Origin of the sequence: Brachybacterium sp. P6-10-X1 (genome assembly GCF_001969445.1) — a bacterium.
Lineage (GTDB): Bacteria > Actinomycetota > Actinomycetes > Actinomycetales > Dermabacteraceae > Brachybacterium.
In genome coordinates, this window is sequence record NZ_CP017297.1 from 1,021,496 (window position 1) to 1,041,333 (window position 19,838).

At 70.3% G+C, this 19,838-nt stretch carries 17 protein-coding genes; 2 read left to right on the top strand and 15 right to left on the bottom strand.

The features are described from left to right. Positions 1–7 precede the first annotated feature (7 nt). Entirely contained in the window at positions 8–1,831 is a 1,824-nt protein-coding gene (locus BH708_RS04630) for an ABC transporter substrate-binding protein (protein ID WP_076806986.1), read from the bottom strand. Between the two features lie 266 nt (positions 1,832–2,097). Between BH708_RS04630 and BH708_RS04635 the strand changes: the two genes are divergently transcribed. Continuing rightward, positions 2,098–2,820: an MgtC/SapB family protein gene (locus BH708_RS04635; RefSeq protein ID WP_076806988.1), complete on the top strand. Its 723-nt coding sequence runs from the start codon at positions 2,098–2,100 to the stop codon at positions 2,818–2,820. An 18-nt stretch (positions 2,821–2,838) separates the two neighbouring features. On the opposite strand, the gene BH708_RS20250 is transcribed toward BH708_RS04635, so the two are convergent. The 13 genes from BH708_RS20250 to BH708_RS04695 form a co-directional block, all read right to left on the bottom strand. Further along, positions 2,839–3,462: a hypothetical protein gene (locus BH708_RS20250; RefSeq protein ID WP_253705469.1), complete on the bottom strand. Its 624-nt coding sequence runs from the start codon at positions 3,460–3,462 to the stop codon at positions 2,839–2,841. An 87-nt stretch (positions 3,463–3,549) separates the two neighbouring features. Further along, complete coding sequence (locus tag BH708_RS20255) at positions 3,550–4,728, bottom strand: FAD/NAD(P)-binding protein (protein WP_253705470.1); 1,179 nt, start codon at positions 4,726–4,728, stop codon at positions 3,550–3,552. After that, positions 4,725–5,552, bottom strand: coding sequence for an ABC transporter ATP-binding protein (locus BH708_RS04645; RefSeq protein WP_076806990.1), 828 nt, complete (start codon positions 5,550–5,552; stop codon positions 4,725–4,727). The genes BH708_RS20255 and BH708_RS04645 overlap by 4 nt, the downstream gene beginning before the upstream one ends. Beyond that, entirely contained in the window at positions 5,549–6,661 is a 1,113-nt protein-coding gene (locus BH708_RS04650) for an iron ABC transporter permease (RefSeq protein ID WP_076806992.1), read from the bottom strand. The genes BH708_RS04645 and BH708_RS04650 overlap by 4 nt, the downstream gene beginning before the upstream one ends. After that, positions 6,658–7,731: an ABC transporter substrate-binding protein gene (locus BH708_RS04655; RefSeq protein WP_076806994.1), complete on the bottom strand. Its 1,074-nt coding sequence runs from the start codon at positions 7,729–7,731 to the stop codon at positions 6,658–6,660. Before BH708_RS04655 ends, BH708_RS04650 begins: the two co-directional genes overlap by 4 nt. A 46-nt stretch (positions 7,732–7,777) precedes the next feature. After that, a complete protein-coding gene (locus BH708_RS04660; protein WP_076806996.1) occupies positions 7,778–9,034 on the bottom strand; it encodes a peroxidase-related enzyme in 1,257 nt (418 codons plus the stop codon). A gap of 262 nt (positions 9,035–9,296) precedes the next feature. Continuing rightward, positions 9,297–10,037: an aquaporin Z gene (gene aqpZ / locus BH708_RS04665; protein ID WP_076806998.1), complete on the bottom strand. Its 741-nt coding sequence runs from the start codon at positions 10,035–10,037 to the stop codon at positions 9,297–9,299. Between the two features lie 457 nt (positions 10,038–10,494). Beyond that, the gene (locus BH708_RS04670; protein ID WP_076807000.1) at positions 10,495–11,493 is read right to left on the bottom strand and encodes a LacI family DNA-binding transcriptional regulator; all 999 of its coding nucleotides are present in this window, start codon (positions 11,491–11,493) and stop codon (positions 10,495–10,497) included. Between the two features lie 27 nt (positions 11,494–11,520). Beyond that, on the bottom strand, positions 11,521–12,687 hold the full coding sequence (locus tag BH708_RS04675) for a Gfo/Idh/MocA family protein (protein WP_076807002.1): 1,167 nt from the start codon (positions 12,685–12,687) through the stop codon (positions 11,521–11,523). After that, positions 12,684–13,532 carry a ThuA domain-containing protein gene (locus BH708_RS04680; protein ID WP_076807004.1) on the bottom strand — a complete coding sequence of 283 codons (849 nt, stop codon included), beginning with the start codon at positions 13,530–13,532 and terminating at the stop codon, positions 12,684–12,686. Before BH708_RS04680 ends, BH708_RS04675 begins: the two co-directional genes overlap by 4 nt. Before the next feature lie 86 nt (positions 13,533–13,618). Then, complete coding sequence (locus tag BH708_RS04685; RefSeq protein WP_216639501.1) at positions 13,619–14,485, bottom strand: carbohydrate ABC transporter permease; 867 nt, start codon at positions 14,483–14,485, stop codon at positions 13,619–13,621. A gap of 5 nt (positions 14,486–14,490) precedes the next feature. Further along, the gene (locus BH708_RS04690) at positions 14,491–15,444 is read right to left on the bottom strand and encodes a carbohydrate ABC transporter permease (RefSeq protein WP_076807006.1); all 954 of its coding nucleotides are present in this window, start codon (positions 15,442–15,444) and stop codon (positions 14,491–14,493) included. A 13-nt stretch (positions 15,445–15,457) separates the two neighbouring features. After that, positions 15,458–16,813 carry an extracellular solute-binding protein gene (locus BH708_RS04695; RefSeq protein ID WP_253705471.1) on the bottom strand — a complete coding sequence of 452 codons (1,356 nt, stop codon included), beginning with the start codon at positions 16,811–16,813 and terminating at the stop codon, positions 15,458–15,460. Positions 16,814–17,589: 776 nt separating this feature from the next. Between BH708_RS04695 and BH708_RS04700 the strand changes: the two genes are divergently transcribed. Next, entirely contained in the window at positions 17,590–19,173 is a 1,584-nt protein-coding gene (locus BH708_RS04700) for a DUF1846 domain-containing protein (RefSeq protein WP_076807008.1), read from the top strand. A 163-nt stretch (positions 19,174–19,336) separates the two neighbouring features. Here BH708_RS04700 and BH708_RS04705 read toward each other — a convergent pair whose 3' ends face one another. Then, positions 19,337–19,630, bottom strand: a complete 294-nt coding sequence (locus BH708_RS04705; protein WP_157235745.1) for a hypothetical protein — start codon at positions 19,628–19,630, stop codon at positions 19,337–19,339. Positions 19,631–19,838: the final 208 nt, after the last annotated feature.

Genomic DNA, 19,838 nt, shown 5'->3' on the forward strand with positions numbered 1-19,838 from the left:
GCGCCCCTCACTCGCCGATCTTCTTGAGCTCGAAGATCCACGTATTGCCGGCGCCGCGGAACATCGGCGGGGCGTAGTCATTGTCCTCGGTGGGCCAGTTCGTCCAGTTCGAGGCGTTGAACTCGAAGAACTCGTCGGGCCGGTACATGAGCGGGAAGGCGGGGACCTCCGCGCGGTACAGCGTATCCAGCGCCGTCAGCGCCTCCTTCTTGGAATCATCGTCCGGAGCCGCGGCCGCGGCCTCGAGCAGATCGTTGACCTCCCCGTTCTCCCAGCGCCCGTAATTGCGGTAGGCGGTCTGGCCGAGCTCGACCATGTCGACGTTGCTCATCACATCGCTGAACCGCTGCCACGGCGTGGCGGGATTGGTGCCGGCGACGTACCAGCAGGCCATGGCGAAGTCGCCGTTCTGGATGGCGGTGGTGACCTGGGCCTGCTGGGGGAAGTTCGTCGAGGCGTCGACCCCGATGTCCTGGAAGTTCTTGGACACGATCTTCAGGGCGGCGTTCCAGTCCGTCCATCCCTGCGGGGTGATCATCGTCCACGGGCCGAGCTTCTGCCCGTCCTTGGCGTAGATGCCGTCGTCGCCCTTGGCGTAGCCCGCCTCCTGGAGCAGCGATTCGGCCTTCTCGGCGTCGTAGGCCCAGCCATCTGCCGTCGCCTTGTCGCGGTCCAGCCACTGGTCCTCGGCGCCGTCGGGGATGATCAACGAGGCCAGCACCTGCGAGGAGTAGCCGGACATGGCCGTCTCGGCGATCGAGGCGTAGTCCACCGCGTAGGCCAGCGCCTTGCGGACCTTGGGATCGTCCAGGCCGGGCGTCGTGGCGTTCATGAGGAACATCGGCACCGAGCCGGGCACGAAATAGGGCTCCTCCTGGAGGTAGGTGCCCACGGGCTTGCCGGACTCCCACATCTTCCAGATCTGCGGGACGAACTGCTGCATCACGTCCAGCGCGCCGGACTGGAACTTGATGTTGCCGTCCTCGTTGGACTTGAAGATCGGGTGGATGATCTTCGACATCTTCGGCAGGCCGCCGTAGAAGTCCGCGCCCCAGTAGTCCTCGTTGCGGGCGAGGATGATCTGGGTCTGGTCGGCCAGCTCGAGGGTGAACGGGCCGGTGCCGATCGCCTCGTCGGTCTCCCAGCTGGCGACGTTCTTGTCGGTCTCCTCGACCACCTTCTCGAAGACGGCCTTGGGCACGATGAACTGCTGGGCGAGCTGGGCGAGGACGGCGCCGACGTTCTTGCGCTCGGAGTTGACCGCGATGCTGATCGTCTTCCCGTCGGCGGTCATCTCGTCGACCTCGGTCCAGAAGGAGGCGACGCCCAGGCCGGGATCGATCTTGCCGAGCTCGAAGGTGTACAGGGCGTCGTCGGCGGTGAACTCCGAGCCGTCGTGCCAGGTGATGCCGTCCTGGAGGGTCAGCGAGATGGACTCGTTGCCGTCGACCTCGTAGGACGCCGCCAGCCCGGGCAGCAGCTCGCCGGAGACGATGTCGAAGCGCAGCAGCGTCTCGTAGACGTACTGGGCCACGTTGGAGGACGCGGGCCAGGCAGGGGCGCCCGCGAAGGTGTTGAAGTTGGTGGGCGGGCTCCACTGGAAGCCGGCGATGAAGAGCTGGTCGGCGGCGTCGCCGCTGCGGCCGGTGCCGGCCTCGCCGTTGTTGCCGACGCCGACGAGCTCCTCGCCCTCGTCCCCACCGCCACCACCGGTGGCGCCGCCGCAGGCCGCGAGGGCTGCGGCTCCGCCGAGGGTTCCGGTGGTGGCCAGGAAGCGTCGGCGAGTGGTTCCGTCAGAGATCGAGAAGCGGTGCGAATGCTGCGCGGTCATGACTGACCTCTCTCTCAGAGTGCGCTCCCGCGGGAGCGACGGGACGTCATCGACCCGTGGACCCTGATTGAACCTCCCCGGACGGCAAAACCTCCATTGGTAGGCGTTACGGTCGCATAACGATTGTGAAGTGGCTCACCATCAGAGGGTCCACCCTGCGCAGAGCATCTGTGCGCAGAGCAGCTGCGCGCCGAGGAGGGGGCATGCTCGTCGCTCCGCCATCGCCCCGCGCGGGCTCTGTTAGCTTGCGGGCGGAGGTGGTTCCCATGGATTCCCCCGTCGGACTCTTCACGAGCACCTCGATCGTCGAGACCGAGCTGCTCCTGGCCGCGTTCGTGCTGTGCTCGCTGATCGGGCTCGAGCGGCAGTTCCGGCAGAAGGCGGCCGGGTTCCGCACGCATGTGCTGGTGGGACTGGGCTCCTGCGCGTTCACGCTGGTCTCGGTGTACGGCTTCTCGGCAGTGATCGGCGACGACGTGCGGCTGGACCCCTCCCGCATCGCCGCCCAGATCGTCTCCGGCATCGGCTTCCTCGGCGCCGGCGTCATCTTCAAGGGGCGCAACGTGGTGCGCGGCCTGACCACGGCGGCGACCATCTGGGTCGCGGCGGCCGTGGGGATGGCCTGCGGGGCCGGGATGCTCTCCCTCGCGATCCTGCTGACCCTCCTGCATCTGGTGACCCTGTTCCTGGTCGCTCCGCTGATCCACCGACTGCCGTCCCCCGATGCGAAGCGCCTGCTGCGGATCACGTACGTCGACGGCGCGGGGGTGCTGCGGGACCTGCTGGGGATGGCGACCGCCATGGGGTTCACCAGCTCGATCGAGCACAGCCGCCGCACCGTCCGGGACGATCGCCGAGTGGTGGTCATGGACGTGCGTTTCCACGGCAGGCCCCCGGTGCGGGACCTGATCCCCCAGCTCATGGAGCTCGAGGGGGTCGACCGGGTCGCCCTGCGTCGCGACGACGACCCCGACGACGACCAGTCCTGAGGCTCAGCCCCCTGGACCTCAGGCGCTGACGGTCGCCCGCACCCGCGCCATGATCTGCTTGGCGGCCACGTCCGCCCCGGCCAGCAGCGGAGAGGGCACCCCCGGGGTGGCGCCGATGGCGCTGCCGGGCTGGGTGCTGAGCGCCGGGATGCCGAGCACGATCACGGCGGGGTCGACGGTGCCGTCGGCCGCGATGAGGTTGTGGCCGTTCGGTGCGTCCTCGGCGATCTCCGCGCCGGTGGCCTCGAGGCTCTGGGTGGGAATACCGTCGACGGCGTGGATCCGGGCGCGCCCGGTGGCCAGCAGCGCACGCAGCAGCGGATCGTCCGTCTCGGGGATCTTCCCCTTGGACATGCGGGTCTCCAGAAGGACGTCCGCGGTGGCGACCCGGCCGGTGATCGGGGAGACGGCGTGGAAGCGTCCCTGCTGCTCGTCGGCCTCGACGACGGTCTGCGGGCCCAACAGCTCGATCACGCCGGCCTCGATCAGGGCCAGCACCAGGCGGACGCGGTCAGCGGGAGGGCCCGAGGCCAGGGCCAGGGAGTCACCGTCGAACCAGCCGAGCACGTCGCGGGCCAGCGACCGGCCGTGGAACGCGCCGAGCCGGATCAGGCGTCCCACCTGCTTGCGCAGCGCACCCATGGCACCGTTGACCGCGGCCCGGGGGTGCCGGGCCGGGTCGGAGAGCGAGCCGAGCTCGTCCTCGACGAGACGGGCGACCAGCGCGTCCTACGCCGGGCCGCTGACGGGTTCACCGCCGGTGGGCCGGTGCAGTTCGTCCAGGGTCCAGGTCCAGCGGTCCTCGCCGATCGCAGCATCCAGCACGGCGTCGACCTCGTCCTGGGTCCCGGACGTCTCCAGGGCACCGATCCAGTTCCCGGTGACCGCCGCGGGCTCGATCTCGGTGAGGGCCTCGAGGTACACGCGGGCGAATTCGCGGGACAGGACCGGCCACACCTCGGCGGCGAAGTCCACGTCGGAGCGCTCCGCGAGCGCCTCGAACCACGCGGGGGTGGCCCAGCAGGCGGTGAAGGGACGTACGGCGCGGCCGCCGTCGGGCTTGGAGCGGTAGGGCACGCCGCGGCGCGAGCCGACCACCAGGTGCGGTTCGCGGCCGCTGGGGACGTAGCGCAGGCGGCCGGCCGGGTCACCGGGGACGGGCTCGATCGCTCCGCCCCACTCGGTGACGAGCCGGCCGATCACGTCGAAGAAGTTCGCGCCCAGACCGCGCACCAGCACGGTCCGCCCGGCGGGCAGGGCGGTGTAGTCGCGCTCGGCCGGCATGCCGGGCTCGACGTAGCGCAGGCCGAACCGCTCGGCCGCCTCGGCCAGGGCGGTCACGTCGGGGCTGCGGCGGGCCTGGACCATGCCCTGGGCGAGCACCACGGTGGGGGCGGACAGGCGGCGGCCGTCGGCCAGCACCACGACGGTGTCCTCGCCCGAACGCTGGAGGTCGACGACGAGGCCGTGGATCTCGGTGACCTCGACGTGCCCCGCGGCGATCGCGGCATCGAGCTGGTCGCGGAAATAGGCGCCCTGCAGACGCCGGGAGGGGAACGTCGCGCCGACCAGGGTGCGGGCCTCCTGGAGCACCCAGTCCCCCAGGGGGTGGGCGCCGGAGTCCGTGACGGACCGCGCCCAGTCCAGGAGGTCCGGGCCGGGGGCGGCAGGGCCGGACATCGGAGTCGAGGCATCGGGGTGGATGGTGGTGGCGTCGGCCTGGGTGTTGTTGAGGTACTCCCCCGGCTGGTCGATCAGCCACGTCGCTCCCGGGCCGACGGCGAGGGCGTCGACCACGGCGAGCCGGACGGGGTCTCCCCCGCCTTCCGCCGCGCGGGCGGCGGCGCGCAGCACAGTGGCGACGCCCCGGGGTCCGCCGCCGACGATGACCGCGTCCAGGGTGCTCATCGAGAGCTCACGGCAGCCGCCGGCTCGTCGAGCCGGGCACCGGTGCGGGTGAAGCCCTGCTCGTCCACACGCGGGCGCACCTCGACGGCGTCCTCGTGGGCGGCGACCTCGACGTCCACCTCGTAGACGGTGCGCAGGGTCGGGGCCTGCAAGGCGTCGGCAGGGGCGCCGTCGGCGGTGACGCTGCCGTCGTGCAGCACGATCACCTGGTCGCAGTAGCGGGCGGCGTGATTGAGGTCGTGGATGGCGATCAGAGCGCTGATGCCCTCCTCGCGGGTGATCCGGCGGACCAGCTGCAGGGTCTCGATCTGATAGCGCAGGTCGAGCGCGCTGGTGGGCTCGTCCAGCAGCAGCACGCGGGTGTCCTGGGCCAGGGCCCGCGCGATCAGGGCGCGCTGGGCCTGGCCGCCCGAGAGCTCGGACATGCTGCGCTCGGCCAGGTCGGTCAGACCCATGCGCACGATCGCGTCCTCGACCTTCGCGCGGTCCTCCTCGCGCGGGGTGAGCCCGTAGTGCGGGGTGCGCCCCAGCATCACGGCCTCGCGCACGGTGAGGTCGAAAGGGGCGTCCCCCGCTTGGGGGACGTAGCCGACGACCTTCGCGAGCTCGCGCCGACCCAGCGAGGCGGTGGTGCGACCCTCGACCGTGACGCGCCCCGCCTTCGCGCGGTGCACGCCGGCGATGGCCTTGACCAGGGTGGACTTGCCGGAGCCGTTGGGGCCCAGCAGCGCACAGAATGCCCCGGGGGCGACCTCGAAGGAGATGTCCTCGAGGATCTTCCGCTTTCCGTAGGAGAAGGAGAGATGATCGACGGTGAGGCTCACTTCAGAGTGTTCCTTCGCGTGAGGATGAGGTAGATGAACACGGGGCCGCCGATGAAGGCGACCACGATGCCGACGGGCACGACGGCCGGGGCGATGACGGTGCGGCCGACGGCGTCGGCCACCAGCAGCAGGAGCCCACCGGACAGCGCCGCGAAGGGCAGCAGGTGGCGGTGGTCGGCACCGATCGCGAGCCGCGCGATGTGGGGGCCGACGAGCCCCACGAAGCCGATGATGCCGCAGAAGCTGACCACGACGGCGGCGAGGGTGACCGCCAGGGCGATGAGGCCGACGCGCACCGGGCCGACGTTGACGCCGAAGCTGCGGGCGGCGTCGTCGCCGGCGAAGGCGATGGCGTTGAGATCCTTGGAGAACCACAGGGTCAGCGGCACGGCGACCAGCGTGATGATGCCGACGATCAGCACATCGTCCCAGCTGGCGTCGTTCACGGAGCCGAAGGTCCAGCGGATGATCGCCTGCAGCGTGTTCTCGTTGGCGGTGAACTGCAGCGCGGAGGTGAGCGCCTCGAAGATCTGGGTCATCGCGATGCCCAGCAGGAGCAGGGTGGCGACTGCCATGCGGCGGGCGGTGGCGATGCCGAGCACGACCGCGGAGACCATCAGCGACATCACCATGGCGCCGACGATGGTCGCCCAGGCGGGCAGCTGGTTGGTCCCGGCCAGGGTGATCACCAGCGCCGCCCCGAAGGCGGCCGCCGGGGACACGCCGAGGGTGAAGGGGCTGACCAGCGGGTTGCGCAGCAGGCCCTGCATGAGCACGCCGGAGACGGACAGCGCGGCGCCGGCGGCGAAGGCCAGCAGCACGCGCGGCAGCCGCAGCTGGGTGATCACCGCGTAGGAGGAGGCGAAGTCGGCACTGATGGTGCCGCCGAAGACGCTGACCTGGATCGACCGGACCACGTCGGTGAATCCCACCCCGGCGGTGCCGATGGTGACGGCGGCGATCAGCGCGAGCACGGAGACGACGAGGCCGACGGCGAGCGTCAGGGACTTGCGCAGCTCGCGGCGGCGGGCGGTGGACGCTCCGGTCGTCCCGGGGGCGGGCGCCGGGGCATCGGTCTTCTGGCGGCGGGTCTCGAGGGTGGTGCTCATGAGGCAGGTCCCTGGACGTAGTCGGCCGGGTCGGACAGCTCGGTGTCCTGGAACTCGGTGACCCAGCGGGTGAGGTACTGGTCGGGGTCGACGTCGCCGAGCGCGTCGGGGTGCAGCCAGGAGGCGAGGTACAGCGCTCCGATGGACTTGCCGAGCGCGGAGGTCGCCCAGCCGTTGGCGATCGCGATCTGCCCTTCGGCCAGGGCGCTCATGCCGTCCCAGCCGGGTCGATCGGCGATGTTCTCGCGGATCTCCTCGAAGCGGTCGACGGGCTCGGCCGAGGGCTCGAACTCGTGAAACACGACCTGGGGGTCGCGCAGCACCACCTCGCTGGGGTCGACGGTGAGCTCCTCCTGGGCGTCCCCACCGGAGGCGTCGGAGAAGATGTTCGTGCCGCCGGCGGCCTCGATCATGGCGTCGAAGCCGGAGCCGGGCAGGGCGGTCAGGTACGGCTCGACGGTCTCGAAGTAGACGGAGACGGGATCGATGTCGGCCAGGCGCTCCCCGAGAACGCCCGTGATCTCGTCCTTGAACTCCAGGACGGTGGTGGCGGCGTCCTCGGCCCCGAAGACCTTGCCGAGGAGGGTGATCGTCTCGTCGACCACGTCGGTGTCCCATGCGGTGGCGACGATCATCGGGATCCCGAAGGGCTCGAGCTGCTCGGCGGCCTCCTGCCAGATGGCGTTGCGCGGCATGATCACCACGTCGGGCTCGAGCTGGGCGATGGCCTCGTAGTTCAGCTGGTCCAGACCCTCGGCGATCACCTCGCTCTCCGCCAGCGACAGGTACGGCAGACGGTCCAGCGATGCGCGGTCCACGCCGACGACGGCGTCCCCGGCCCCGATGGCCCGCACGAACTCATTGGTGTAGCTGTTCAGCACGACCGCGCGGCGTGCCGGGCCAGGCAGCTCGACCTCCCGGTCCTGATCATCGGTCACCCTGACGGCCGTGGAGGTGGCGGCTCCCGCCTCGCCCTCGACGGTGACCTCGCCGCATGCGGCGAGGCCCAGGACGGGCAGGGTGGCGACGGCGGCACCGAGCAGGGTGCGGCGGCGGAGTGCAGGGGTCATGGCTCCTCGACGGGTACGGGACGGGGCTCGGACAGGGGCGGAGGGGTCAGGCGGCGACGCGCTCGGCGCCGGACCTGCCGGAGTCGGGCACGTCGGAGTCGGGCACGTCGGTGTCGGGCAGGGAGGGCTCGCCGAGGCTGAGCATGAGGCGGTTGGCCCAGGCGAAGAAGGCTGCCGCGGTCAGCAGGTCGGTGATCTCGACTGTGGTCAGCCCCTGGCGACGCAGCGGCTCGAGCTGGGCGGCGGTCAGCTGCGGGCGCGGGCGGGACAGCTCGGCGGCCGCGGCGATGACGGCGGACCAGCGGGCGTCCTGGCCGGCCGTGAGCGGAGCGAGGTCTGCGGCGATCCAGTCGTCGTCGCGCTCGAGGGCGGCCGCGAGCAGGGTGTCGACGGCATCCTCGCGCCGGGAGAAGCCGGCGGCCTTGCGCGCGTGCACGGAGGCGCAGTAGATGCAGTCGTTGACCTTGCTGGCCACGGCGGCGGCGAGCTCGCGCTCGGCCTTGGGGGCGCCGTCGCGGGGCAGGAAGATCGCATTGTCCAGCCCGCTGCGGGCGGCGGTGATGGCCGGGGTGAGCGAGAGCATCCGGAAGTACACGCTGTTGGTGCTGGCCTTGGAGGCGAAGGAGGCGCGCTGGAGCTCGCTGAGCTCGTTCTCCTCGGGCACGGCCACCCACGGCTCCCACTGCAGGACCTCCCGGGTGAAGGTGGACGGGCGGGTGCGACCGGTGGCGGTGGGGCCGCCGTGCTCGGCGGCGCGGCCGCGGGACCGCGGGTGGCGGGTCGGGGCTTCGATGGTGGGCACGTCGAGGCCGTGCAGGGCGGCCAGGCCCGCGACGAGGCGCTGGACGTAGCTCTCGAAGGAGACGAGCTGGCTGACCAGGACGGCCAGGGGCGCGTCGACCCCGGCATCCAGCAGGCGGGTCTGGTCCGCCCGGCCGATGAGCGCCGGGGAGACCGACAGCAGGTCCACGTGCTCGCGCAGGGCGTTCAGCGTGGCGGCGTCCAGGCCGTGGAGGTCGGCGGCGATCGGATCGGCGGCGGTCAGACGGGCATCGGCGCCCTGGGTCGCGTGCCAGGCGGACAGCGCACCGCTGCCCTGCCAGTCCGCGGTGACCACGGCAAGGGCATGCAGCACCGGGGCGGGCAGCAGTTGCTCGCTGCGGTACAGCGCGTCGTAGGCCTCGCGGGTGCGGGCGAGGACCTCGGGACGCAGCGTCGCCACCACCTCCCGAGCGTCCGGGGCATCGGTGATCACCGACGCGAGGATCTCGTGGGCGTCGACGGGCGTGGGCGCGATAGACATGTCTCGATCTTATGCGCCCCCCAAGCAGGCCTATGCCGTCAGTCCATGTGGGAGGGCTCACCCGGCGGTGTCGCGACGCGTCGGCGTCGCGCGGGATGCGTCGTGCTCCCGTCCCGATGGGCTCGTGAGCTGGGACGCGACGGATGGCCGTCGAGGGCGCCCCCGATGACCCGGCGGTCACGACGATCGCCGACAGCTAAAAGCTTCTGGGCCGTCATAGTTCTTCACAGGGCCGCGGCGACGGAGCGGAGACGGCCCTCTCTCAGCGTTCGGCGGCGAAGAGCAGCTTGTAGCTGAGGCCGGCGATGGCGGCGCCGATCGCCGGGGCCACGAAGAACAGCCACACCTGGGCCAGCGCCGCCGGATTGAACACCGCCACCGCCAAGGATCGGGCGGGGTTCACGGACGTGTTGGTCACCGGGATCGCCACCAGGTGGATCAAGGTCAAGGACAGTCCGATGGCCAGCGGGGCGAAGCCGACCGGTGCCCGTCCGTCGGTGGTCCCGAGGATCACCCACAGGAAGATGGCGGTCAGCACGATCTCGAGGACCAGGGCGGACAGCAAGCTGTAACCACCGGGCGAGAGGTCGCCGTAGCCGTTGGTCGCGAAGGAACCCGCCGCGCCCGGTTCGATCGCGAAGTCGCTCTGGCCGCTGGCGACCACGAAGAGCACGACCGCGGCGACGATGCCGCCCACGATCTGGGTGCCGATGTACTGAAGGACGGCCTTGGCCTCGATCCGGCCGGCGAGGAAGACGCCGAAGGTCACGGCCGGATTGAAGTGCCCGCCGGAGATGTGGCCGACGGCGTAGGCGCCGGTGAGCACGGTCAGGCCGAACGCGAAGGCGACACCGAGGAAGCCGATGCCCATGTGGATGCCGTCCTCGGTGAGGAATCCGGCTGCCAGCACCGCGGCGCCGCAGCCCCCGAAGACGAGCCAGAAGGTGCCGACGAACTCGGCGGCCAAGCGGGAGAACATGGTGGGAGCGGGGACGTCTGACATGCGGCCTCCAGGAGTTGCCACGCGACGCGAATAGGGAAGGTGATCTGGCTTACATCAGTTCCTGGGAAGAGTCTGACATGATTTCGTCGGCTTCGCAGCATATTCGCCGGTCATGCCGGTGCGGCGGGTCTCTCGTCGGGGCGGTGCAGGACGGGCCTCTCATCACTCGTCGCCGGTGGGTCGCTCGTCGGCAGAGGGGCGTTCGTCGCCGGTGAGGCGCTCGTCGCTGGTGGGGCGTTCGTCGGCGGTAGTGCGTTCGTCGGCGGAAGGGCGTTCGTCGGCGGAGGGGCGCTCGTCGGCGGGTCACAGCCAGTGCTCGGTGGGCCACCAGGGTGCGCCGCGCCCATCCGTTCCATCGATCCGCACCGGTTCCGATGCATATCGGGGGAATCGATGGCGTGTCCCGTCGCCCTTCGAGGAACCGAGCCCGTCTCGCAGGAGTCGTCGGCGCGACGCGTCAGCCTTCGAGCCAGCGGGGCTCGACCAACGTGATGCGGGGCCCGGCACCCTCGATCTGCAGCAGGCGCACCAGCTCGGCGACGGCCAGCTCGCTGATCTCGATCCGGCGCGGGTCGATCTGCGGCACGGCGGCCAGCAGCGGGCTGACGTCGACCAGATCCTCGCCGCTGAGCGCGATCAGCAGCCTTGTCTCGTCCACCAGCGCGCCCGTCGCGGCCATGGCGAACAGTGCCTGGCGCACCCCGGTGATGCCGAACAGGGCGGTGCGCTGGTTGGGCAGGGTCAGCCGCAGGGCTCGATCGGGAACGCCGGAGAGCGCCTCGTGATCGAGCACGATCTCCAGCTCGCACTCCTCCGCGCTGTCCTCGACACCGGAGAGGAAGCGGGAGACGTCGTTGCGGCGGCGCTTGCGGTCGGGGGAGCCGAACAGCAGGAGGCGATCGCAGCCCTCCTCGACGGAGCGCTCGACCACCATCCTGCCGAGCATCTCGAAGTCGAGGTCCACGACGGAGCCCTGCGGGAACTCCTCCGGCTTGCCGATGGTCACGAACGGCAGCCCGGACTCGATGACCGGGGCGACGCGCTCGTCGTGCCGGTCCAGCTCCATGAGGATGAGCGCCTCGCACACGCCGGTGCGGACGACGCGGCGGATGCCGCGGGCGCCCTCCTGCGCGGTGACCAGCAGGATGTCGTAGCCGTGGCGCTGGGCCTCGCGGGCGATGGCGCCGATGAAGACCATCAGCACGCCGTCGTCGGAGTCGGCCTCGGGGACCATCAGCCCGATCACGCCGCTGCGCTGGGAGCGCAGGGTGCGGGCCCCGGAGTTGGGGTGATACCCGAGCTTGTCGATGGCGTCCGCGACCCGGACGCGGGTGGCCTCGGAGATGGGGCGGGAGCCGGTCAGCACGTAGCTGACGGTGGACTGCGAGACGCCGGCCAGGCGTGCGACGTCCAGGCTCGTCGGCGGCTTCTTCCGCTGGGCTCTGCTGACGGCCATGGCTCCCTCCCCGTCCCCGGCGCTGCTCTACGTGGTGGTCAGCCCCGAGATGCCAGTCTTCCACGTCGACAGTGCCCGGCTGCGTCCGTCCGCGAGATCGAGCTCGCGCGCCGCGTCGAGCGCCTCGTCGAGCACCTCGGCGAGCAGCACCCGTCGTCCGGTCCCCGCCGAGCGGACCGCCGCCTCGACGATCGCCTGGGTCCAGACGTTGCCGTGGACCTCCGAGGCCGGAACGGGACCCCCGCGCAGGGCAGCGCAGAACTCGGACAGCGAGGCATCCAGCTCCCAGCGGGCCTCCGGCGCGGGGGCACGGCCGGGGTGCTGCTCACCGCCCTCGGGCCGGGCCGTCGGCGGCTCCTCGCCGTCCCAGTGGACGCTGCCGCGCTCGCAGCTGATCTGCCAGTCACCGTTCCAGCTGGTCTCGGCGCCGGGGGCGGCCCAAGATCCGGAGAAGGTGTGCACGGCGCCGGTGTCGTAGGTGATCGTCACGGTGGCGGCCGCGTCCCCGGCGTACCAACTCCAGACGGGGTTGTACGCGGTGGCCGTGACGGCCACCGGGTTGCCGTCGATCAGCACGCGCCCGGCGTCGAACGCATGGATCGCCATGTCCACGATCAGCGGATGCTCCATCTCGTCGCGGAAGCCACCGAAGCGGGGCGCCTTGTAGAAGCGGGTGTCGACGATGCCGGCGCCGCCGAGCTCGTCGGCGAGGCGTCGCGTCTCGCCGAGGTGGGGGTTGTTCCGCCTGGACTGGGAGACCATGAACAGCCGGCCGGTGGTCTCGGCGTGCCCGGCCAGCGACACGGCCTCGGCCAGGGTCGCCGCGCAGGGCTTCTCCCCCAGCACCGGGTACCCCGCGTGCAGGGCGTCGGCCGTGACCTTGTGATGGGCGGCCGGGATCGTCACGTCGATGACGGCCTCCGCCGCGGCCTGCCGGGCGACGGTGGCCGAGTCGGTGCCCGTGACGACGGCGGAGCGCTGATGCTCGGGAACGAGCTCGGAGACCGCGCGCTCGGCGGCGCCGTCCATCACGTCGACGATCCCCACCAGCACGGCGGCGTCGTTGTCCAGCACGGTGCGGATCCAGGTCTTCCCCATGCCGCCGGCGCCGACGACGACCACCGGGACCGGACCGGTGGGGGACTCGTGGCCGGCGGACTGCGGGTCGCGGACGGGGTGATGGAGGTCGATCATGCGCCCTTCCCCACTGCCCCCGCGTCGCCCACGCCCTGCCCGGCGGCGCCGGTGACGAACCAGTCGGTCTCGTAGCGGTCCAGGAACGGCACCGCACGGTCGGCGACCGCCGGACGGGCCCAGCTCACCCCGTTGGCGATGACCCGACGCACGTCGCGGTGCTGGTAGACGGGGTAGTCCTGGTCGCCGGGGCTGAAGTAGAAGATCTTGCCCTTGCCACGGCGGAAGGTGCAGCCGGAGCGGAACACCTCTCCCCCGCTGAAGGAGGAGACGAACACCAGTTCGTCGGGCACGGGGATGTCGAAGTGCTCCCCGTACATCTCCTGCTCGTCGATGATGATCGGGTGCGGGACGCCCTCCGCGATGGGGTGGGAGGGGTTCACGGTCCACACCAGCTCGCGGTCCGCCTCGTTACGCCAGCGCAGGGTGCAGGTGGTGCCCATCAGCCGGGTGAAGGGCTTGGACCAGTGACCGGAGTGCAGCACCACCAGGCCCATGCCGGCCAGCACATGCTGCTGGACGCGCTCGGCGACCTCGTCGGAGACCTCGTCGTGGGCCATGTGTCCCCACCAGGTCAGCACGTCGGTCTCGGCCAGGACCTCCTCGCTCAGCCCGTGCTCGGGGTCGTCGAGCAGAGCGACACGGGTGGTGACCTCCTGCCCGAGGTTCTCGGTGATCGCCTCGCGGATGGCGGCGTGCATCCCGTCGGGGTAGTTCTCGCGCACGCGCTCATCGCGCTGCTCGTGGCGGTTCTCGCCCCAGACGGTCACGCGCAGCGGCGCGGCTGCGGTGCCGGACGCGGCGGTGGTGGTGGAGGTGGCAGGTGTGGTGGGCGTCGTGGTCATGGAGAGGGTCCTTTCACGGGGGTGCTGGGCGAACGGTGTCGGCCCGTCGGCGCTCGAGCGGCGGTCGCTCGGAGGGAGAGGTGCGGTCATTTCACGGCCCCGCCGGTGGCTCCGGCGGCGACGTACTTCTGGGCGATGATCATGAGGATCACGGCGGGCAGGGACGAGAGCACGGCCGTGGACATCACGGCGCTCCAGTCGGTGTCGTTGGTGCCGATGTAGGTGTACAGCCCCAGCGTCACCGGGCGGATGGTCTCCCCGGTGGTCAGCGTCAGCGCCATGAGGAAGTCGCTCCAGGCGAACAGGAACGAGAAGATCCCCGCGGTGATCAGGGAGTTCTTCGAGACCGGCAGGACGATGGACCAGAAGGCCCGCACGTGCCCGCAGCCGTCCACGCGGGCGGCCTCGACGATCGAGGTCTCGAACGTCTCGAGGTAGGCGCGCATGATGAGGATCGCGAAGGGGATGCCCTGGGAGGCGTCGGCCAGGATCAGTCCGGGGATCGAGTTGATCAGCCCCAACGGGGTGTACACGGTGTACAGCGCATTGGCGATGACGATGCCGGGGATCATCTGGCTGATCAGCACCACGAACAGCAGCACCGCGGTGCCCTTGATCTTGAACTGGGCCAGCGCGTACGCGCAGGGGGCGGCGATCGCCACGGACAGCACGCAGGCACCGATCGCGACGATCAGCGAGGTGATGAGGTTCTGGCCCTGGTCGGCGAGGGCGCGGGAGTAGCCGGAGAAGTCGGGGTTCAGCGGCAGCCATTGGGTGTTCAGGCTGTTGCCCGCCGGGGCCAGCGAGGCGTTGACCATCCAATAGACGGGGAACAGCATGATCGCGACCAGGACGATGCCGATCACGGTGTGGATCCACGCGCGGCGCGAGCGCGGCCGGTGCGGGGTCGGGGTCAGGCCGGGAGCGGCGGGGGCGGTGGTGGCGGTGCTCATCGCGGTCATCCCTTCTTCGCGGCGCGGGCGTTGGCGCGCAGGTAGACGAGGCTGAAGGCCAGGGCGATCAGGATCAGGACGTTGCTCAGCGCGGCACCCTGGCCGAAGTCGAACTCGATGAAGCTCATCTCGTAGCTGCGGGTGGCGAGGGTCTGGGTGGCGTTGGCGGGGCCACCGCCGGTGAGCCCGATGATGAGGTCGAGGACCTTGATCGTGTAGATCACCCCGAGCAGCAGCACCACGGAGACCACCGGGCGCAGCATCGGCAGCGTGATGTGCCAGAAGGACTTCCAGCCGGTGGCGCCGTCGAGCTGGCCGGCCTCGTAGAGCTCGTCGGGGATGGACTGCAGCCCGCTGTACAACAGCACGACGTTGAAGGGGATGCCCAACCAGATGTTCACGATGATCACGGCGAGCAGGGCGGTCGACGAGCTGACCAGCCACGGGATCGGTTCGGAGATCAGTCCGACGCCCTCGAGGAAACGGTTCAGCGCGCCGTTGTCCTGTTCGAGGATCCAGCGCCACACCGCGGCAGAGACGATCATCGGCAGCAGCCAGGGCAGCAGGAGCAGCGAGCGCAGGAAGCCCGACAGCGGGAACTTCTTGCGGAAGTAGAGCGCCAGGGCCATACCGATCACGAACTGTCCGATGATCGAGCCGATCGTGAACAGCGCGGTGTTTCCCAGGGCCCGGGTGAAGATGGGATCGGAGAAGGTGGCGGTGTAGTTGGCCAGGCCCACGAAGGGCGCTTCGCCGTTGAAGAAGGTCGTGAAGTCGTAGGCCTGGAAGCTCATCACGACGTTCTTCAGGATCGGGTAGCCGAAGAAGGCGATCATGTAGATCGCGGCGGGGGCGATGAACGCGTAGCGGACCAGGAGGTCCCCGCGGCGCGCCCGACGCCGGGATGCCGAGGCGGGCCCGGCGGCCCGGGCGTCGGACTGGGTGGCGGTCGTGGTCATGTCGGCTCCTTCGTCAGCTCGCGGTCCGGGACGCTTCGACGGTCCGGGAGGCTTCGTCGAACGCCTCGGCCGGGTCGGTGTCGTCGACGAGGACCCGCTGGTTGGCGGTGTAGATCGCCTTGGCGGTGCGCGGCCATTCCGGGCCCAGCTGGGCGGTGCGGGAGCGGGCGGTGGAAACCTGCTCGACGAAGGTGGACAGCTCCGGGTGCTCGCCCGCGAACTGTTCGGCGGCCGCCGTGTCCCCGGGGATGGTGGAGCGCTCCCCCGCCATGTACAGCTGGTTCTCGGGGGCGACGAACGCCTTCAGCAGGGCGGCGGCCTTCTTCTGCTTCTCCTCGTCGCCGGTGACTGGCACGGTCCACACCTCGCCTCCGAGCGGGGCGACGGGGTCGGTGCCCGCCTCCGGCACGGGAATGGTGACCACGTCCCAGTCCAGATCGGGGGTGTCAGCCTCGAGCCCGGCGATGTTCCACGGGCCGTTGACGACCATGGCGACGTTGCCCGCCTTGAACTGGTCGATCACATCGCCCTGGCCCCAGTTGACGACGGAGCGGGAGACGAGCCCCTCGCGCACGAGGTCGGACCAGAACCGACTGGCGCCGATGACGCCCTCGCCGTCGAGGTCGGTCTCATCGCCCCCGTTGGTCCACATGAAGGGTAGGAACTGCCAGGTGCCTTCGTAGCTGGCGATGGCGGAGAAGGCAAGGCCGTACCGCTCCGGAGTGGTCAGGGCCGCGGCGGCCTCGTGCAGCTCCTCCCAGGTGGTCGGGGGTGCGATGCCGGCCTCCTCGAGGGCGGCGGCGTCGTAGAACAGGGCGATGGTGTTCACCGTGGGGGCAATACCGTACAGCGTCCCGTCATACATGCCGAGGTCGGCGACCGGATCGGTGAGCCCCTCGGTGGTGATCCCGTACTGCTCCAGCGGCGCCAGAGCCCCGGAGGCTGCGACCTGCTGGACGTTGGGATTGTCGAGCATCAGCAGGTCGGGCAGGGTGCGCGAAGAGCCCATCTGCAGCACCTTGGCGATCAGCTGGTCGCCGGGGACCTTCTCGCGCGAGAACGTCAGACCGAGCTCCTCGGCACACTTCTCGAAGGTGCCGTTGATGGCGACGTCGTCGGCCGGGGTGTTGTAGTAATCGACGATCCGGATGTCGTTCGGACCGCCGTTGCCGACATCGGAGCCGCAGCCGGCCAGGCCCAGCAGCCCCGGGACGGCGAGGGCGCCGACGCCGAGGGCGCGGCGGCTGACGGGGCGGGCGCTGATGGGGCGGGCGCTTGCCGGGCGACGGTGCACGGGGCGGCCCGGGGTGGCACGGTCCGGCACGTCGTTCTCGTGCGGGGACGGCCTCGGGGTGAGGGCCATGGTCATCCTGTTTCCTCTGTCTCGACTCTCGGTATCGATTCGTATCGATACGGGAGATGCTTGTCGGCGGCGATCAGCGGGTGGAACCGAGGTGGTCTGCAGTGCCGACTCTGGCGCGGACCACTCACGCGGTGTCGCCCATCATGGCGCAGGTTCAGGGACGACGCAAGGCGCCGATGCCGACTTCCGAGGCGCCTCGATGGCCGCACGTGGACTGGCCCGGGCGTCACCGCTGGCCAGAGGATTTCGCACCGGCGGCTCTCATCGTCGATACGAATCAATTCGACGGGGCGGACGCGTCTTGGGCGGGGCCTGGCACGTCCTGGGCGGGGCCTGGCACGCCCTGGGCGGGGCCTGGCACGTCAGGGCTGGCGCGGGACCCGACGACCCGAAGATCACCGTGAGCGTCGGGGAGAGTTGCGGAGCCCGCTTCCCGCTGCCCATGAGGCGCGACATCCTGCCCGCTGCCCGCGACACACCGCGATGTCGCCACCGGTTCCATCGATCCATCCCGAGACGCGCATCTATCGGTGGAATGGACGCGCGTGTCTGCATCCTCGGCGGCACGGACGCGCGTGTCTGCATCCTCGGCGGCACGGACGCGCATGACCGCACCCTCGGTGACACCGACGCGCATCACCGCACCCTCGGTGCTCGGTGGAACGGACACGCGTGACCGCGACCGTCGAGGCTCGGCCCACCGACCGTGCCGTTGCTCGCACCCGGCCTCGCGGACCATGGGGCCCGATCCCCCGCCACCGCCGCGGTGCTAGCGTGCCGGGGTGACCGCCTCGGATCCCCGCTCCCCCGTCTCGTCCACCCCCGCCTCACCCAGCCCCGCCTCGTCCGTCCCCGACGCCCCGGCGGCCCGCGGCAGCGCATCGGTCGGCTTCGACCGCGAGCAGTACATCGAGCTGCAGTCGCGCCACATCCAGGAGCGCCGCGAGCAGATCGGCGGGAAGCTCTACCTGGAGATGGGCGGGAAGCTCTTCGACGACCATCACGCCGCCCGGGTGCTTCCGGGATTCACCCCGGACAACAAGATCACCATGCTCGAGCGGCTCAAGGACGAGCTGGAGATCATGGTGTGCCTGAACGCCAAGGACCTCGAGCGGCAGAAGGTGCGCGCCGACCTCGGCATCACCTACGAGGATGACGTGCTGCGGCTGATCGACGTGTTCCGCGAGCACGGCTTCCTGGTCGAGAACGTGGTGATCACCCAGCTGGAGGACTCCAACCATGTGGCGCTGGCCTTCAAGGAGCGCCTGGAGCGGCTGGGGCTCTCCGTCGCCCGCCACGGGGTGATCCCCGGCTACCCGCAGGACACGGCACGGATCGTCTCCGAGCAGGGCTTCGGGGCCAATGAGCACTCCAAGACCTCGCGGGACCTGATCGTGGTCACCGCCCCAGGGCCGGGCTCGGGCAAGCTCGCCACCTGCCTCTCGCAGATCTACCACGACCATGCGCGAGGGATCCGGTCGGGGTACGCGAAGTTCGAGACCTTCCCGATCTGGAATCTTCCGCTGGAGCATCCGGTGAACCTGGCCTACGAATCGGCGACCGCGGACCTGGACGACATCAACCTCATCGACCCCTTCCACCTCGCGGCCCACGGGGAGCAGGTCACCAGCTACAACCGGGACGTCGAGGTGTTCCCGCTGCTGCGCACACTGCTGGAGAAGCTCACGGGGGCCTCCCCCTACGCCTCCCCCACCGAGATGGGCGTGAACATGGCCGGACACTGCATCATCGACGACGAGGTGTGCCGCGAGGCCGCACGCCAGGAGATCATCCGCCGCTTCTACAAGGCTGCGGTCGACGAGCGGATCGGCGACCACGACGACGTCGTCTCCCAACGGGTGGCGATGGTGATGTCCAAAGCCGGCTGCACCGTCGAGGACCGCGCCGTCGTCGGCCCCGCGCTCGAGGTCGAGGAGCGCACCGGGGAGCCGGGCTCCGCGATCCAGCTGGCCGACGGCACCATCATCACGGGCAAGACCTCACCGCTGCTGGGCTGCTCCGCGGCGATGCTGCTGAACGCCCTGAAGCACCTGGCCGGCATCGCGGACGACGTCCACCTGCTCTCCCCCGCCGCGATCGAGCCGATCCAGACGCTGAAGACCGAGCGGCTGGGCTCGCGCAATCCGCGCCTGCACACCGACGAGGTGCTCATCGCCCTGTCGGTCTCGGCCGCCTCGGCCGATCACGCTCGGCGCGCGCTGGACGAGCTGCGCAACCTCGCCGGCCGCGACGTGCACACCACCACGATCCTGGGCACGGTCGATGAGGGGATCTTCCGCAACCTGGGGATCTCGGTGACCTCGGAGCCGCGATTCCAGCGCCGCTCGCTGTACCACAAGCGATGAGCGCCGGGACAGGCCACGAGGGCGCGCCCCGGGATCGAGCCCGGATGCACGCCCTCGAAGCGGTTCCACCCCTGAGACGCCAGCTCGGCCCGTCGGCAGGGCCGATCCGCGCTGACCATCAAGGGAAGTACGGGTCACCGACGGTCACTCATCGTCGTGGCACTCAGCACGCCTGGATGCCATCGAAGCGCCCGTAAGGATCGTCGTACGTGTGCGACCAGCCGGACTTGACGGTCTCACACGAGAGATCGGGGCCGAATGCCATCACCACCTTGTAGCGGTAGGACGACCCACAGTTGTTGACCACATGGACGTCGCCCTGTGCGTCGTCCCGGGCGCTGATGCATTGGGGCAGCCCCTGTGTGGAGACGTCCCCCTCGGCGTCGGATGGACCCGCGGCGTGCGCGGCGCCTGCCGAAACCATCATCAGTCCTGCTGCGAATGCTGCGGCCTTCATGCACGTGGACTTCACGGTCACCTGGCTCGCTTCCCTTCTCCATCATCGGCTCGGACACCCTGCATGGCGCATGAGGTGCCTCACAAACGATTGATCGACCCTATCAGGGGAGCCAGTTCGTGTTAAGGCCCTTGCCCGTGACCGTTCAGCCGGCCGACGACGAGCCGGCTTCCGCGTCGCGCCTGGTGACCGATGCACCGCCACGATG